The organism is Rhizobium sp. SAFR-030 (genome assembly GCF_059415005.1).
Window position 1 is genome coordinate 15,737 of record NZ_JBPFDO010000002.1, and the last position, 15,816, is coordinate 31,552.

Below are 15,816 nucleotides of genomic sequence, written 5' to 3' on the forward strand. Positions count from 1 at the left end.
CTACAAGGAAGAATGATTTTGGAGGAGTACCCACATGGCAAGCGTTTCATTCATCTCGACGTCAAAACTTGTTTCGCTGCTCGCCTCTGCGGACCCGCAGAAGGCGCTCCGAGTGCGCGTGCTAAATGCCACGCGCCTCTCGCTGGAGACGGACACGTTTCAGCAGGTGTCGATGATCGATCTCGCCGAAGAGAAGATCATTCCCGGGGATAGCCCCATCGAAATCCCGGCGCCTGCGCCAAAGCTGTCGCGCAAAAGCGGGAAGTATCAGTTAGTTGCATTCGGCGAGACCAAGGATACCTACTCGCTCAAGGATCTGCTTGCCGAGGGGCTCAAGGCGCTGGAAAAAGCCAAGCCCGGAACCCTTGAGAAACTCTCCTTGGTCAAGAAGAGCACGAAGCGCATAGTCGCGAACAATCCAGAGGATCTCTTCGATACCGCAGGCTTGGCTGAGACCTATGGCCAGAAGCTTGTCGACGGATGGTGGTATGGCACGAACAATTCGGCACAGGAGACCAACGCATGGCTCGAACGTGCCTGCGAATGCGCCGGCGTGAAGTGGGGGAAGGAATTCTCCACAAGCCTCTAAATTCCCGTCATTCGAGGACTTCCACGAGGTCGATATTGTTGACGACTTGCAAGTCCCAGGCGTTCGCCTGAACCGGCAGGCTGTCGGTGTCGAAGCGGACGGGAACGTCGAACTGGAACGAGACGGTCGGCGCCGAGCCTGGCGCCGAGGCGAAGGTGATCCGGCCCGTCAGCGTATCGATCGTGGAAGGCGTGACCGGACTTCCGGCGATCTTCGCCGCGACCGATCCGACGACCGGCTTTGTGATCGTGCGGACGTGCTCATAGCCCGAGCGGTTGTAGCGTTTGACGATCTGCCAGACCGTCGGCGTGATCTGCATCATCGCCTGATCGGCGGCGTCGAAATCGTTCCAGTCCTTAAAGCGGAAGGAATAGGCTCGGCCCTTCACCACATGGAAATGGGCGATCACCGCCGCCATGTCTGCGCGGTTTCGAATGCCGGTCGAAATGTTCCAGCGCCCCCGGCTGTTCGACCAGTTGACGTTTCGCTGTTCGGCGCCCGACGCAAGCGTCACGATCTGGGTTGAAAAGCCAGGCCCGCCGGTGGCGCCCCGACCGACCGAGCCGGGGAAGGCGATATCGAGAAAGGGTTGCGGCATCACATTCCCCGCATGCCGGAGCGAACCGCACGGGCAAGGCCCGCGGCGATCTGCGTGCGGCTGGCGTCGAAGGCGGTCGGGTTCGGCGTCTGGATCGTGACGTTGACGATCGCGCCAGAAGCGCGATCGTCGCCGCGCTCATAGGCGCGCGCCTCCTTCCGGTTCAGCACGCGCTCGCCGCGTTGCAGGATCGCCGGCACTTCGTCGGCGCGCAGATAGGCGCCCTCGTGAAAGCGCGGCGCATAGGTGAAAGCGGCGACTGGCGTCATGCGTCCAACACCTCCCGAGCCAACCAGCCCGCCCTCATGGAAGAGCCGCGAAAAGATGCCGCTCAAGAGCCCGCTGCCCTGGCTGAACGTCGGCAGGTTCGAACCGAAGAGCAGGTTCTTCAGGGGATTGAGCAGGGCAAGCTTGATCATTTCGCGGGAAAGGTCTTGCAGCGCGGCGCGGCCGGCATCGCCCCACGATTTCCAATCGAGCTTTCCTTGCGCCAGCACATCGGCGAAACGGTCGAGCGCCGAGCCGACCGCATTCTCGATGGTGCGATAGGCGGCGTCCTGCCGCTGCAATTCCTGCGTCAGCCGTTCGATCTTGCCGGCGTTCTCGACAATCGCCCGGCCTTCCTCGCTGGCGAGATCAATGCCGCGCGTGCGCAAACCCTGCTCTGTTCGGAGCTGCGCAATGATGACGGCGCGTTCCGACGAGCTTTGACCGATCAGCCCGATCTGCCTTTGCAGAAGGGTGATTTCGTCCTTCTGATCTTCAAGCGCCTGGCGGCCGGCGAGTTGACGGTTGAGTTCGTCGACCCGCCGCGCATTGCCGATCGCGGCTTGCCCTTCCGGGCTCGCCGCATCGATTCCGCGCTGGCGCAACTGCTGGATCGCGCGAAGGATCGCCAGTTCTTCCGAGCGCTTGGAGACGGACGCGCCAACCAGCGCCACCTGACGCTCAAGCAGGGTGATCTCGTCACGTTGATCGCGAAGCTGTTCCTGGCCGCGGAGCGTCCGGTTCAGCCCCTCGATCTGCCGGGCAGACTCGATATAGGCCCGCGCTTCCTCGCTCGCGAGATCGACGCCGCGACGTTGAAGTTCCTGTTCGGCGCGCATGACGGCGAGCGCATCGCCGCGTGCCGAGACGTTCGCGTTGATCAGCGAGACCTGCCGCCCGAGCAATTCGATCTCGCGGCGGCGATCCTCATTGGCCGACAGGGTTTGCGCCCGTTCCTGCTCGGCGAAGAGCCGGCCATAGGCTTCGCGCATCCGATCGATGATGCGGGTGAGAGTCTCCTTTGCTTCGCCTTCGGCAAGGGCCTGCGCGATCAGCAGAGGGCGGAGCGCCTGCTCAACCTGCATCGCCTGGGCGGCCTTGGCGGAGGCAAGCACGCCGCCCGCGACCGCATCATTCACACGCTTCTGCGCAGCCGCTTCAGCGCTGCGATCGGCCACCTGCCGGCCTGCCTGGGCGGCAGCTTCCGCGATCCGTTCGCGCAGAACCTGCCGGGCACGGGCTTCGGCGTCGATACCCTCGCGCGCCTGATCAATCAGGCCCTGCTTGCGGGCTTCAGCCCGTTCTGCGGCCTCGGCGCTTTCGAGATAGGCGTTCGCCAGCGCCAGCGTCGCCCGGATCGAGAGTTCTGTCGCCGAGTTCTGGGTGACGATCGCCTGCGTGGCCGCATCGACCGCCGGCCGGTAGCGGGCGAGTTCAGCGGTAACGCGGGCATAGGCCGCTTCCACCGCTGCATCATCGGCAAGCTTTGATCGCGTCAGCGGATCGTTGAGCGCCGCCCTCAGGGCCGCCTGCTCACGTTGCAGTCGTTCGAGTTCACGCGCACCGGGGATGATGTCCCGGGCCGTTTCGCCGGCTCGCACGGAGAGTTCGTTCGCGCGGGCGTCGGCTGCAAGCTGCTCCGCGCGCCGTTGCGCATCCGCAAGCTGGGCCTCGATTTCGGCGATGCGCCGTTCAACCACCGGCAGCATCAGCGGCACGAAATCGCCGCGGACGTTTTCCCGCAGCCGATCGCGCTGCCACTTCAGAAGATCGAGTTCTTCGGCCGGCGTGCGACCATCGACGGCGCGATCTACCGCCTTGCCGATCGCGTCGAAAGCGTTCGAAGCCTGACGCGCGACATAGTTCCAGGCGCGCCCGAAGGCGTTGGTGGCCTGTTCGGCATCGGCGAGCGCCGGGACCAGCGCCGTCAGAAAAACCCGCTGCGCTTCGGTGCGGTTGTTCTGATCGACGAGGGTGCGGACATATTGCCGGGTGCGATCGTCGAGGAAGGCCAGCCGGGAATTGAGTTCATCGGCGCCGCGAACCGGATCGGCCAATGCCGAAGCCAGTTGCTCGGCCCCGGCCTTGGTTTCGACGCCCATCGTGACCGCGAAGTTGCGGGCGATGCCGATGGCGCGCGCCATTTCCTCCGCGCCGATCTTGCTGGTGCGCAGGAAGGCGACTTCCATTTCGCGCGCCGACCTGACCGACACCTTGCCGGCTTCGGCGGAAGACTGCGCGACGCGCTCAAGTTCCGAAGCAGTCGCGCCGGAAGCGCGGCCGATCCCCATCAGCGCGGTCGTCACCGAGCGCGTGGAGGCGTCATTCGCGACCCACGCGCCGGTGAGGCCAACGACGGCTGCCGCAACACCGATCGCGATACCGCCCACGATGCCGAGCGCCGAGCCGAAGGCGGCGAGCGTACCGCGCAGGCCGCCAAAGGCCTGCGTCACCTGACCGCCCTGCTGCATCAGGATGGTCATCGGCGACATGCCGGTCGACATTGACGCAACCACGTCGTTGAACGTGTATTGCAGCGTCAGCAGCTGATTGCGCGTCAGCTTCGAAGAGCCGCCGACGCCGGTGATCGCGCGGGCTGTCTGATCGAACCTTTGCCGGGCGAGACCCTGCGCGGCAGCATGTTCGGCGGACGTGATCGCGGCGCGCTTGGCGAGCGCGGCGTATTCGGCAAGCTCGGTGTTGAGGCGCGCCTGCGCTGCGCCCAGGGGATCGAGCGTTGCCCGCAATGCATCCGCCCGAGCCTGGAAGCTTTCGGCTTCGCGTGCCGCTTGCTCGAATACCGAAGCGGAGTCGCGGGCGGATTTCGGGATCGGGCGGTCAACGTTGAGGACCGTGTTGAACCGCTTCTGGGAGGCTTCGGCATCGGCGGCGAGCCGCGCGGCTTCTGCCAGGCGCTTGAGGCGGGCGACCTCGCGGTCGGTCGCCGCGCCCGTCCGTTCCAACGCCTTCTCAACGGCGCCGAACGCGGCCTGCCCGGATTGCCCGACTTCCTCGAAGGCGCGCCGGATCTCCACCTTCCCCTCGACGCCGAGGCGAATGGAGACGTTGGTGGCGCTCATGGTGGATCAGCGTTCCGGCGATAGGCGTTGACGACGACGGTTTCGATTTCCGGGAGGACATCGACGACAAGCGGGTTCAGTGCGCCCATGGCGTGGGCAAGCATGAGGATCGCCCCAAAATCGAGCGCGTAGACGCCGCCCATCACCGCCCGCACCTGACCGGCCGAGCGGCGGATAACTTCCCAGGCCAGCAAACCCTCAGACGTTTGCGGGCGGTGCGCGTCGTAAGGACAGCCCTCGCAGCGGCTCGGGCAGGCGGCGCAATAGCTTTCGCCGCCGTCGAAGTGCCATTCGGCGAGGGCGATCAGACGTTTTTTTCGTCGAGCCTCGTCAACGCCGGCCCGACATAGAGCCGATCAATGGCGTCGAATGCGGGCCAGAGTTCGAGGAGTTGATCGATTGCGGCCTTGTCGGGATCGACCGGCTTGCCCTTGGCATTGCCGATGCCCTCCCAGGCAATGATCCCGGTCTGCGCCAGCGAGCGCGTGAAGGCGGCGCCTGCTTCAATCGTTGCCTGTTCGCCACCGGCCTTCAGCGCTTCGCCCGCGGCCCCACGCGCAATTAGCATGGCCGCGACCGAAACCGGGCGGAACTGGATGCGCACGCCGGGCAGAATATCGAGCCAGAAGGGTTCGACGGACACGGGTTCAAGCTTGAGCATGTCGGCTCCTTTTTTGGCTTCGGGATTTTGGGGAAGGTCGATCAGTAGGCCGCCACATCGTTCACCAGAACGACGGTGCATGTCTTGCCGAGGATCGGGTCTTTGGCGGCCTGCCAGGCGAACGTCGCCTGCACGCCGGCAGGGCCTTGAACCGGCTGTTTCGCGCGCGGCAGAAACACGCTGTGCAAGGTGAAGAGGAGCGAGCGGTCGGCGTCGATGGTCCAGCCGAACGAAAGTTCGCAAGGCTCGCCGGAACTCGCCTGATCGAGCAGCGTCATATCGGCAAAGCGAATGCCGATCGATCCGGTGACCGCGACCATGCCAGGATCGGCATCGGCAATGCGGCCATCCGGGCGGATCACCTCGACCTTATCGAGCCCGTTCGAATAGGTCAGTTCGGCGGAGACCACGTTGCCGAGTGCCGTGCCTTCGCGCTTAACCTCGCCCTGGAAGTGGCTGAAGCGTTCCATCACCGCCTCAGTCGGCGTGCCGGCCTGTGATGTGGAGAATTTGGTTTCTCCCTGGGCGATCAGGCCCATCGTGGCACTCAGCAGGCCGGATCGTTGCAACTGGATCTGCATCGTGTTGGCGCGGACGCCGACATTGACGCCATAACTCGGCACTTCCGGCATGCCGATCTGGATCGCCATCGACGGCAACGTCAGCGCGCCGGAGACGAAGGTATGGGTATAGACGCCGGTATCTTCGGCTGAGGACGGCGCGCCCATCGCAAGCTTCAGCCATTGCCCGAAATTGCGGAGATCGACCGGGACGACGACATCGCCCTCATTGTTGACGACATCGCGGCTAGGCGGCAGCGGTTCGCGCCCGTAGCCGAGAAGATCGCTCGCGATCAGTCCCTGTTCGTCGCCGAGCGCTGCCGACACGAAGGGCAGCTTCTTGAAGCCGCTTACCGGCGCCGTGCCGTAGGTTGACTCGAATGCCGCGGCCATGACGGCGTTGGCGCCGCGTGCGCGTGCCATGGGATCGCTCCTGTGGTTGAAGAGTTCAGTTAAGCGGATCGCTTGTCGCGTAGGTGGCGAGGATCGCGAGATCAGCGAAGCGGCCGGGCAGCGCGCCCAGCGCTTCGATATCGTCCGTCACCGGTGCTTCCGCCTCGATCCAATCGCAGAGACCGCCGAGCGTCGGGTTCGCCTTCACCGCCGCGCCGATCGCGCCGGTCATGGCATCGAGCACCATCTCGCGCGTCATCGTCGCGCTTTCATAGGCGGCGATCTCGATCGGGATGCGGTGCGAATAGAGATAGGTCAGCGGCGAGAGGCTGATTTCGGGTTCGCCAGGATCGCCGTCGCGGATCACGACGAGGCCGCCGGGCGGAATGCGTTCGGCCTTCGCCAGATTGCGCTTCACTTCCGCGCCCGGTAGGGCGGCGGCGACAAGCGCCTTCAACGCCGCCAAGACGGTTTCACGTTTCGAGGCCATGGGTGACAAGCCTTCAGGATTGCTGCCAGTGCCGCGCGATCAGCGAGGGCACACGCGCGGCCTGCCGTTTGGCCGCCTGTTCGACATCGAGCCGCTTTTTCAGCGCGACCTGCGGCACGAGTACGAACACGATGACGCTGGTCTGACCGGTCTTGCGGCGGTTGGCGGCGGCAAGCCCGCGCTTGCTCACCCGCGCGTTCTCGGCGATCAGCAAGGACGGGCGCCCGCGCCGATAGACGAACTGCAGCTTCAGTCCCGTGCGCCGTTGCCAGCCTTCCGGCGTAATCTTTTCACGGCCGCCCGCCGCGCCGCGGCCAGTCTTGCCAGCCGCAGCGGTCGGGATTGCCAGGAAGAGGCCTCGCGCCGAGCGGATTACGACGCCACGGTCAAAAGCATCGACGATCTTCGGTGCACGCGACCAGACATAGGCGGCGGCTTCGGCGCTTTCGCCGACTTCGGGAAAGGTCTTTCCCCGCCACGTCCTCGATAGCCGTTCACCGAGCCCGGCGGCGACGACATCCTCGCGCAGATCGAACTTTAGACCGTCGGCGGCGTCGCGCATGCCGAAGGTGACTGCGCGCTCGATCCCCTTCTCGGTCCCGCCAAGTGCTTTGGTGAGATCGAAAGGTTGAATGGTGAACTTCATCGCAGTGTCAGGGGGAGATCACCGGTGAGAAAAGCGTTTGCGCATTCGTAGTGCCAGTTGGTCCGAGTGCGTGTTTTGAACCGGACAAGTGAGCAACCCGGCGCATCGGGCGCGCGATCTGAATTGTAGAAGACGGTCCTTCTTGTCCGTACGGATTGCGTGAGATCGCAAAACAACGGAACGTAATCCTTGCCGCCGAAGAAGATGATCGGCTCGTCGGTGTCCGAGGGCACCATTCGGAAGTCGCGATATACCTCCGTCTTTTTTCTGCGTTTGTATGGTTCAGCCGATGCGCTGAATGTGATGTCGTAGTCCGGTGTGAGGAAATCACCTCGGATAAGTCCCCACCCTGCCGACAGAACGTAGGTCTTTTCTATTCCGACCCGTGACGCCAGTCGGAGGTAGGTTGGGTTAGAATAGAGATCGATGGCGCGGAGAAGCTTGAGCGGGTTTTCGCCGGGTTGGAAATTGTACTCGGAGAGTCGGTCTCTCCAAGTCTCGCCGTTCAGCTCGATATCATCAGGCCTCGCATAGCTGTGGGTGCTGGAAATCGGCGCAGAACCAGGGTCGGCAACGAAGAGGACTAGCCCTCCATCTGCTGTCCGCATGAACCCTGCGTCCTCCCGCTTCCTCGCGGCGCACTGCACTACGACAATCACTAATCGCGCTCCGATTGACTGACCAAGCTTTCGAGTCGCGAAAGGAATCCAGCTTCATGGCGCTCATCGACGTGGTTCTGGTTCCACAACCCCGAGCGCCTCACGCGATCTCGATTGCATCTGTGACCTAGCCAATCCGCGCTGGGCGAATCGATCGGGCTTCTCTCGAAGTTGCTGAGCAGAGCAATCGCGTTGCGCTCGATATAGCCCCGCGAACTGGTCGCACCAGGAGGGTCATCGATATCCAGCCACATGAAAGGCATTGAGCCGATGGTCTTGCTCACCTCGCGTTCGAGTTCACGTTCCCGGATGCGAACGTCCGGTGCGGCGGCACTTCCTGCCCCCCAGCTTGGGACATCGTAGCCATGCTGTGCGATCAGTGCAGTTCCTACGATCAGCCGAAAGATCGAGCCTCTATGGTTGCCGCCGCCACTCTTTTCTTGGCCGCGATGCTGGGAGAGGCGGTTCCAGAGCGTTGTTCTCGATGTCGCCGTCAGCGCGTGGGTGCCCACCCGGACGACACGCGGCCCCACTCCGCTGTCTGATCGGCCTTCACCTTCTTCGAAAAAGAAATACACTCCACGACGAGGCCACTGAAGCCGTCCAGAGCAGCCGGACAATACACGAAGGCTTGATTTCTCAGCGAGAACACCGAGCAAGGAATAGAAGTCTTTGAGATCCGACACTCGGCCGCCAGTTATCAAGTGCTCTTTCCCTATCTCTTTGTTCGCCGTTTAAGCATTTAGCACAGAAGAATGCGTTGCGAATAAGCGTCATATCCCCGCCACGCTAAAAGGCCGTCGCTTCGCAGGCCGCCACCAGCCCGAGGGCATCGCCCATGGGTTCGCCGATGATCTTGAACGTCTCGGCGCCGATCACGATCAGGTCCCCATCAGCGATCGTCGCGGCTTGCGAGCGCCGAATATCGAGCGCGAGGGTGGGCAGAACGGCACGGCTTTCCCCGAACTCCGCCAAGCGGTCGGGCGATTTTCGGATGATCCGCACCGCAACTTCGGGACCGACCCCGCCAGCCTTCCACAGCGCATCTTCGCCGATATTGGGATCGGCGAAGAGCGCGTCGACCGCCGCGATAAACGCTTCCGTCACGGTTCATTCGCCCGGAAGGACGCATTGAGCCGAACGCGGCCGACGGTGTTGCCGGCGCCGCCGGCGACAGCCGCCACCGCGACGCCGATCAGCAGCGAGCCGGTTGCGACGTTGGTGCAGCGCTTGTTGGTGTCGTCCCAATAGACGAGCTGGCCGATGGTCCAAGCCTGCGATCCGATCTTGATGAGATCAAAGACGCCGGAGGTCTTGAGGGCGACATCGGCGCCGTTGGCGGCATCGCCGCTGGCGACGCCGAAAAGCTGTCCGGCCTTCGCGCCCTGGCCGGAGGTGAGGGCATAGGGCGCCGCCAGGGTGACGACATCGCCCGCTTGAACGAAATTCTTCATGGGATTTGCTCCGAAGGTGGTTCAGGCGATCAGACGCCCGGGTTGTAGAAAAGGCCGCGGAAATCGAGCGCCTTGGCTGCGAAGTCGTGCCTGATCTTGAATTCCACGCCATCGACCTCGAATCCGACGCGCTGGTCCATGAACGGCTCGGTCTGGCCTTCGAGATGCGCATATTCGATCGTGTCGATCGCGTTCGGATCGGCGCAGAGCCACCACGGCTGCGGACCGCCAGGCTTGTAGAGCCGCGGCTCTTCGATAGGCTCAAGGCTGTTGGCGAAAGCGTTCACATCCGCCGCCTTGGCGGGCGTCACGGCGGCAATCATCTTGCGCGCCTCGATCGAGCGCGTGCCCGGCGGCACGAGGATGAAGCGCGGGATGACGGAGATATATTCCGCGTCCGCGCCGCTGATGTCCTTCTGCTGGGCCATCAGTTCCCACGCCTGGCTGAGCGCGGCTTCGGAGATCGCTGCGGCCGTGCCGAGGTTGCCATGCGTGGCGTGGAAGAGGGCCACGCCATCGGCCAGCACGCCGTTCGCCAGAAGCTCGTTATAGACGAGCGCACTTTCGAGTTCGGCAGCCTTCTGGCCGGCGGTGTTGAGCGCCCGGTCGAAGGCGCGCAGATCGTCGTTGACGATCGCCTGCCGGGTGAGTGCGACGATCCGGCCATAGGTCGCGAGCTTGTAGGTCTCCCGGCCTTCGGCGATCGTGCCATAGGTGAACTCGGCGCCTTCCATCACCGGCTTGAGCGGCGGGAAGTTGCCGATCTGGGTGGGATACATCGGCTTGAAGTCGGGCGCCGTGGTGCCGCGCGTCCAGCGCGTGAAAGTGCGCGGGGTGACCTGATAGGCCTGCCGCAGACGCTTGCCGGCGACGGCCGCAAGGATCAGCGGGAAGTCCGAAGAGGAATGCAGGCCCGCGGCGCGCGTGGCGGCATAGACAATCTCGTTGCCGGTCATGCCGCGGGTTGCCTGGCCGGCGACGGCGAGGCTATCGCGGGCGACATCGACCAGAGACATGCCGCGGTAGTCCCGCGCCCGGTCGGTCATAGTGAAGGCGACCGGCGCCAGGCGGTGCAGGATAGCTTCGACGAGCGCCTCACGCCGCGTGACCGTTGCGTCGAGACCGCCGGCAGGGAAGGAGACGGCGGTATGGCCAGCGCCGCGTTCATCGCGGCCGGCAAGCTTATCGAGGATCAGGCGTCGTGCGTCTTCGAGCGTCACGCCGCGCGTCACCAGATCATCGGCGAAGGCGCGTTCGAGCCTGAAGCGATCGGCGAGGCCGAAGATCGCCGCGACGCGCTCGCGCTCCTCGGCGCGGACTTGCTCAATATCGGCCACGGGAATGGGCGGGTTGGGCGGCGCCGGCGTGGCGAGATCGTTTGCGGGAGGCGCGGGCGGCGCTTCGGGCGCAGCTTCACGGGTCTGGACAGGTTCGTCCATGGCGACAGTCTCCATTGTTCGAGAGAATGGTTCGATCAGGTCGAATGGGAAGGTCGGCAGCGCTTCGGCGGCCACGCTGTCGCCCCGCACCTGCGCGCCGGGATCGGCGCCGACGGCCACGAAGGACAGCTCGTGAGGCGTCCAGCGTTCGACGAACCAGCGTTCGGGGTCGCCGACACGTTCGGGCCGTTCGACGCGCACCTTGTCGATGCGGTAGCCGACTGAGATGTTGCGGACGATCCCGTCGGTGACGAGCGCGAACAGACGATCGGCGGCTTCATCGACGCCAGGCTTCGGGAAGCGTAAGGCGGCGCGGCCTTCGCCCTTGTCGATCCAGGCGCGTTCGACGACGCCGACAATCGCGCGCGTCGTCCATTGCGAATGGCTGTCCAGCACCGGCGCACCGGCATCGAGGCGCGAGAGATCGACCGCATCGCGCGAGACCACGAGGATTTCCTCGTAGTCGATCGCGGTATCAAAGCCGGTCCAACGACGGCGGCGCACGGACGCTCCGGTGGTCCAGACGACTTCGACGGTTCGGGTCTCAATTTCGATGGAGGCGACCGGCGCAAGCCGAGTCTGCATCGGCAGCGCATTCGCCATAGGCGCTACGCCGCGCGAAGGCGGTTGAGCAGGTTTCATGGTGTCCTCGAAAGAGATTAGTCGCCGGGCTTGGGCTTCGGTTTGCCCGGCTGCTCATTGTCTGCGGTGTCGCCTGCCGGATCGTTCGGATCGGGCTGCGCCGTTCCCGCCTTGGTCATCATGCGCGGATCGCTATCGAGCACGATCTTCAGCCGATCGAGCAGCGCGTTCATTTCCGCGATTTCGCCCAGCTGTGAGGCCGGATCGTAGCCCTGCCGGGCGATGGCCTGGGCGAGAGTCATGGTGCCCGAGCGCAGCATCAGAAGATCGGCCTGCGCGTCCTTCAGGGGATCGACGGCATCGAAGCGCGGCGGTTGCCATTCGACTTTGACCACCGGGTTCGGGATCAGGCCGGCGACCCAAGCCGCCTCGGTGAACCAGCGCCAGACCGGTTCGCAAAAGCCCGGGATCACCAATTGCCATTGCAGGGCATCGACCATGCGCCGGAATTCAACGAGACCGCCGCGCAGGCTCGAATAGTTGACCTGAGACAGATCGCCGGTGAGCAATTCGTAAGGCACGCGGTATCCGGCGGCGATGATGTGCAACTGCGCCCGAAGCCATTCCGAGACGCCAGCCGTTGAAGCGGGCTGGTTGAACTTGATGTCCTTGCCGCCGCGCGCATAGGCGATCAGTCCGGGCTCGAACTGCTCAATGGTCTTGCCTTCGGCATCGACGACGGTCGGCGCGACGCCCTGATCGGCCTCATCCGCGCCGAGTACCACGCCGACAAGGCAGGCCTCGGTTTTCTTGCGCACCAGTTCGGCGTTGGTCCAGTCATCAAGATCGCGCATCGCCCGCATGGCCGGCGCGCCCCAGGGCACGCCGCGGCTTTGCACGCGCTGGCGCTCGAACAGATGGGCGATGCCATCCGCAGGGACGCGCGCCGAGGTGAGGCTACGCGAGAGCGGCACGCTGGTATCGCCCGGATGATCGGGAAACAGCCAATAGGCGCGGCGGCGGCCGATGGCGTCATATTCGATACCGCGCACGATCCGCCCGCCGTCCGGAAGAACTCCAATCTTGGTGTCGTCGAGGTGATCGGCTTCGAGGAGCTGAAGCTGCATGGGCACGGGCAGTTTGTCTTTGGCGCGGCGGATACGACGGCGAAGGAACACGTCGCCGCCTTCGATCATCTCGCGCACGGCGAGCGTGGTGAGGCCGTGGAAATCGGCGAGGCCATCGGCATCCGATCGCGCTGCCCAAGCCTCCCAGAGTTCATTGATCCTGTTGTCGAGTGCATCCGTTCCGGTCGCCGCGCGCGGCCTGATCCCGGCGCCGACGATGTTGTTCACCAGCACCGCCACGGCCTTCGCCGCATGGGGATTGTTACGTGTCAGATCCCGCATGCGGTCGCGCAGCCGCGCCGCACCGGAAGCGATCTCGCCATCGGCGGAGCTGGACGACGACCGCCAGCCATCGGTGCGCCGTCCGACTGCTGCGCCGTCATAGGCGCGCGCGAGCTTCTCGAACGCCTGGCGTTCGAGAAGCCGCTTGCGGGCGGCGCCAGGCGCGACGCTGGCGAGTGCGCGATCGATCCAGTTCGCGCCCATTACCGGTCACCACGCCCGAAGCTTGCGAATCCCGCGATGGGGCGCGGATTGCCGGAGGTGGCGGCGATCTCGGTCTCGATGGTGCGAATGCGCTTCAGGAGATCGTCCGCCGAGCCATATTCGACCGTCTTGCCGTCATAGGTAACGCGCAGCGTTCCGCCCGCGAAGGCGCGTTTCAGCGCATCGAGTTCGGTCTGCGTCCAGGGCATCGGAAATCCCGCGAGAAGTTAGAACCATTTGTCGCGCCGTCCGAGCCAGTCGGAGCGGCGCACGGGCGCGGTCGTGGGCGTGAGGCCGCGCTGATCGACGGGCCGCGCTTCGTCCTCGGCTGCGACCCGAAGCCCTTCTTCGAGCGCTTCGAACTTGGCGTCGTCGAACCGGTCGATCCCGAGCAGCCACGCGGCGGCGCGGGCATAGACCCGGCAATCCAGCGCCTCGTTGCGCTCGCGCATCTGCCGCCATTCGAGTTTTGAGAAGCCGCGCCGGTCGCGCACTGTCACCAGCTGCTCGGCGACAAGCTGCTTTACCCATTCGGCGGTGACGCTTTTCGGCAGATGCACGAAACCGTCCGGAAATGGCGTACCTGCGGCCAGTTCTTCGTCGGTCGGGCGGTCAAGCCGCAGGAAGCGATAGGTCTCCGATTTGAAGACGGCGACCGACACCTTCCAGAGCTTCACGCCGCGCCGGATCGTGCGGCCGTGCTCGTTGACATCGACATAGGTCGGGCCATCGACCGGGGTTGATCGGTCAAAGCCATCGACACCCTTAATCGCGAGCGCCTGGCCGACGCCAACGCGCCGCACCCAGCCATAGACGGCGGCGGTGTTGCGCCCATCGCCCGAGTCGATCGCAAGCCGTGCGATCCGCATCCGTGCGCCGTTCTCATGGCGCCAGGTCTGGCCAAGCAACGCGGTTAGCTTCCCCCAAACTTCCTCGCGGGAAGTGTCGCCTTCGAGCACGATGTGTTCGACGAGCGCGCTGGTGAGCCGTCGGCCCCACGCCCAGATATCGACCTCGATCCGGTCGTGCTGAACGTCGGCGCCTGCCGTGAGGATCAGGCCGCATCCCGGCACCAGCGGCGCGAAATCTTCCCGCCGCTCGTAGAGGCGCTGCCAATCCGGCGCTTCGCCGCGTTCCTGCCACGTCTCGCCGAGCAGCGTGTTCTTTGCGGCCTTGAGCGCCGCATCATCACCCTGGGCCGCTTCCCATTCGCGGGCGATATCGGCCCAGCCGAGCCAGCCGACCGGCGAATAGAGCCCTGAGATATGAAAGCCGACGCAATGCGGATCGGCCGGAGTGGCGGTTGCGCGCCATTCGCCCGCCGACAACATCGCGGTCTTGTGGTGTTCCGCGATCGGCTGATCGCAGCCTTCGCAGTGATAGGCGGCGCTGGCCGGTTCGCCGCTGGTCCACTTCAAACGCTCGAACTTGAGCCATTGCAGCATCCCGCAATGCGGGCACGGCACGAAGAAGCGGCGCTGATCGCTTGCCTCGAATTCGCGTTCGATCCGCGAAAGGCCCTTTATCGTCGGCGTCGAAACCAGAAACACCTTGGCGCGGTGGCCGAAGGTGCGCGTGCGGGCGATGGCGAGCGCGACTGGATCGCCTTCGCCATCCACATCGCCCTCATAGGCGTCCACCTCGTCGAGGAAGACGTAACGTGCGGGCATCGACCGCAGACCGACGGCGGAATTGGCGCCGGTCAGCACGAGCTGCCCGCCTGCGAATTTCTTGGCGAGCACCGTGTTGCCGCTATCGCGCGAGCGCGACGGCAGGATCAGCGCCCGAAGTTCCGGGCTTTCGTCGATCAGCGGCTCGATGCGCTGTTGTGACAGGCGCTTGGCGAGATCGGTCGTCGGCTGGACGCCGAGGAACGGTCCCGGCGCCTGATGGATGCAATAGCCGATCCAGTTGTTACCGGCCTCGGTCGCGCCAACCTGCGCCGCTTTCATGAACACGATCCGCCGGGCCGAACTGCCGGGCGAGAGCGCATCCATGACGCCGCGCATATAGGGCGTCCGGTCGGTGCGATAGCGGCCCGCCTCGGATGAGGCGCGCGAGGACAGAAAGCGATAGCGATCCGCCCAGGCCGAAACCGTCAGCGCCGGATCGGGCGCAAGGCCACGGCTCCAGGCAGTGATGATCTCCGCGCGTCCGTCGAAGCCCTCATCGAAGCTCGATGCCGATTTGGCTGAGTTCTTCGAGATGGCGTCGGACATGGGCTTCGAGAACCTGCTCGCAGCGGTGAGGATCGATTTGCAGTTCGGCGGCGATCAGGGCGGCGGCGCGCGCCGGCCATTGCACCCAGGCGTCGCGTTCGCGCCTGGCGAGCGCAAAGACCGTTGAGACCGCGCGCGAGCGATCGACGAGATCGCCCTTGAGCTTGCCAAGGCGGATGCGGCGCTCCTGCGCCTTGATCACCTCATTGGCGGTGCGCGCCTGGACGAACGTCATGTTGCCTGCGGCGGGCGCGGGCTCGCCGCTTTCGCGCAAGGTTTCACGGACGGCTTCGACTGCCGCCATCGGCACCGGACGGGGCGTGCCGCGCGGTGGCGGCGGCGATTTCGCCACGGGGCGAACCTGCGCGGGATCAGAGCTCGATCCCCAGGCGCGATCCGACTTCTCGGGATCGATCGTGCCGTCGTCCTCAACAGTGATCCGGCCCGAGGCGATGGCCTTTCGAACCGCCATGTCGGAGACGCCGCGATGGCGCGCATAGGCCCTTCGCGACAGACCCATGGCTGCGCTCCCAATCGAAAATAGTGAGCGATTAGAGCGACTTAGG

General features: G+C 64.7%; 17 protein-coding genes. 1 reads left to right on the plus strand and 16 read right to left on the minus strand.

The genetic code is table 11. The features are described 5' to 3' along the window. The first annotated feature begins 34 nt into the window (after positions 1 to 34). A complete protein-coding gene (locus ACR65N_RS05810) occupies positions 35 to 589 on the plus strand; it encodes a hypothetical protein (RefSeq protein ID WP_440456140.1) in 555 nt (184 codons plus the stop codon). A gap of 7 nt (positions 590 to 596) precedes the next feature. On the opposite strand, the gene ACR65N_RS05815 is transcribed toward ACR65N_RS05810, so the two are convergent. The 16 genes from ACR65N_RS05815 to ACR65N_RS05890 all read right to left on the minus strand — a co-directional run bounded on the left by ACR65N_RS05815 (position 597) and on the right by ACR65N_RS05890 (position 15,770). After that, positions 597 to 1,187: a DUF2460 domain-containing protein gene (locus ACR65N_RS05815; RefSeq protein WP_440456141.1), complete on the minus strand. Its 591-nt coding sequence runs from the start codon at positions 1,185 to 1,187 to the stop codon at positions 597 to 599. Beyond that, the gene (locus ACR65N_RS05820; protein WP_440456143.1) at positions 1,187 to 4,534 is read right to left on the minus strand and encodes a phage tail length tape measure family protein; all 3,348 of its coding nucleotides are present in this window, start codon (positions 4,532 to 4,534) and stop codon (positions 1,187 to 1,189) included. Before ACR65N_RS05820 ends, ACR65N_RS05815 begins: the two co-directional genes overlap by 1 nt. Continuing rightward, positions 4,531 to 4,728: a DUF7697 family protein gene (locus ACR65N_RS05825; protein WP_440456144.1), complete on the minus strand. Its 198-nt coding sequence runs from the start codon at positions 4,726 to 4,728 to the stop codon at positions 4,531 to 4,533. Before ACR65N_RS05825 ends, ACR65N_RS05820 begins: the two co-directional genes overlap by 4 nt. 110 nt (positions 4,729 to 4,838) lie before the next feature. Then, positions 4,839 to 5,276 (minus strand): hypothetical protein, encoded by a 438-nt coding sequence (locus tag ACR65N_RS05830; RefSeq protein ID WP_440456145.1) that lies wholly within the window; start codon positions 5,274 to 5,276, stop codon positions 4,839 to 4,841. Further along, positions 5,237 to 6,178, minus strand: coding sequence for a phage tail tube protein (locus ACR65N_RS05835; protein WP_440456146.1), 942 nt, complete (start codon positions 6,176 to 6,178; stop codon positions 5,237 to 5,239). Before ACR65N_RS05835 ends, ACR65N_RS05830 begins: the two co-directional genes overlap by 40 nt. Before the next feature lie 25 nt (positions 6,179 to 6,203). Continuing rightward, complete coding sequence (locus ACR65N_RS05840) at positions 6,204 to 6,638, minus strand: hypothetical protein (protein ID WP_440456147.1); 435 nt, start codon at positions 6,636 to 6,638, stop codon at positions 6,204 to 6,206. Positions 6,639 to 6,651: 13 nt separating this feature from the next. After that, positions 6,652 to 7,200: a DUF6441 family protein gene (locus tag ACR65N_RS05845; RefSeq protein WP_440456148.1), complete on the minus strand. Its 549-nt coding sequence runs from the start codon at positions 7,198 to 7,200 to the stop codon at positions 6,652 to 6,654. Between the two features lie 80 nt (positions 7,201 to 7,280). Beyond that, a complete protein-coding gene (locus ACR65N_RS05850) occupies positions 7,281 to 7,892 on the minus strand; it encodes a hypothetical protein (RefSeq protein ID WP_440456149.1) in 612 nt (203 codons plus the stop codon). Between the two features lie 50 nt (positions 7,893 to 7,942). Further along, positions 7,943 to 8,629, minus strand: a complete 687-nt coding sequence (locus ACR65N_RS05855; protein WP_440456150.1) for a GIY-YIG domain-containing protein — start codon at positions 8,627 to 8,629, stop codon at positions 7,943 to 7,945. A gap of 103 nt (positions 8,630 to 8,732) precedes the next feature. Then, positions 8,733 to 9,050: a head-tail joining protein gene (locus tag ACR65N_RS05860; RefSeq protein WP_440456151.1), complete on the minus strand. Its 318-nt coding sequence runs from the start codon at positions 9,048 to 9,050 to the stop codon at positions 8,733 to 8,735. Beyond that, positions 9,047 to 9,397: a DUF2190 family protein gene (locus tag ACR65N_RS05865; RefSeq protein WP_440456152.1), complete on the minus strand. Its 351-nt coding sequence runs from the start codon at positions 9,395 to 9,397 to the stop codon at positions 9,047 to 9,049. The genes ACR65N_RS05860 and ACR65N_RS05865 overlap by 4 nt, the downstream gene beginning before the upstream one ends. 29 nt (positions 9,398 to 9,426) lie before the next feature. Further along, entirely contained in the window at positions 9,427 to 11,421 is a 1,995-nt protein-coding gene (locus ACR65N_RS05870) for a prohead protease/major capsid protein fusion protein (protein ID WP_440456153.1), read from the minus strand. 74 nt (positions 11,422 to 11,495) lie between these two features. Continuing rightward, positions 11,496 to 13,031, minus strand: coding sequence for a phage portal protein (locus tag ACR65N_RS05875; protein WP_440456154.1), 1,536 nt, complete (start codon positions 13,029 to 13,031; stop codon positions 11,496 to 11,498). After that, positions 13,031 to 13,240 (minus strand): phage head-tail joining protein, encoded by a 210-nt coding sequence (locus ACR65N_RS05880; protein ID WP_213755580.1) that lies wholly within the window; start codon positions 13,238 to 13,240, stop codon positions 13,031 to 13,033. The genes ACR65N_RS05875 and ACR65N_RS05880 overlap by 1 nt, the downstream gene beginning before the upstream one ends. Before the next feature lie 18 nt (positions 13,241 to 13,258). Continuing rightward, the gene (locus tag ACR65N_RS05885; protein WP_440456155.1) at positions 13,259 to 15,250 is read right to left on the minus strand and encodes a phage terminase large subunit family protein; all 1,992 of its coding nucleotides are present in this window, start codon (positions 15,248 to 15,250) and stop codon (positions 13,259 to 13,261) included. Then, positions 15,198 to 15,770 (minus strand): elements of external origin, encoded by a 573-nt coding sequence (locus tag ACR65N_RS05890; RefSeq protein WP_440456156.1) that lies wholly within the window; start codon positions 15,768 to 15,770, stop codon positions 15,198 to 15,200. The genes ACR65N_RS05885 and ACR65N_RS05890 overlap by 53 nt, the downstream gene beginning before the upstream one ends. Positions 15,771 to 15,816: the final 46 nt, after the last annotated feature.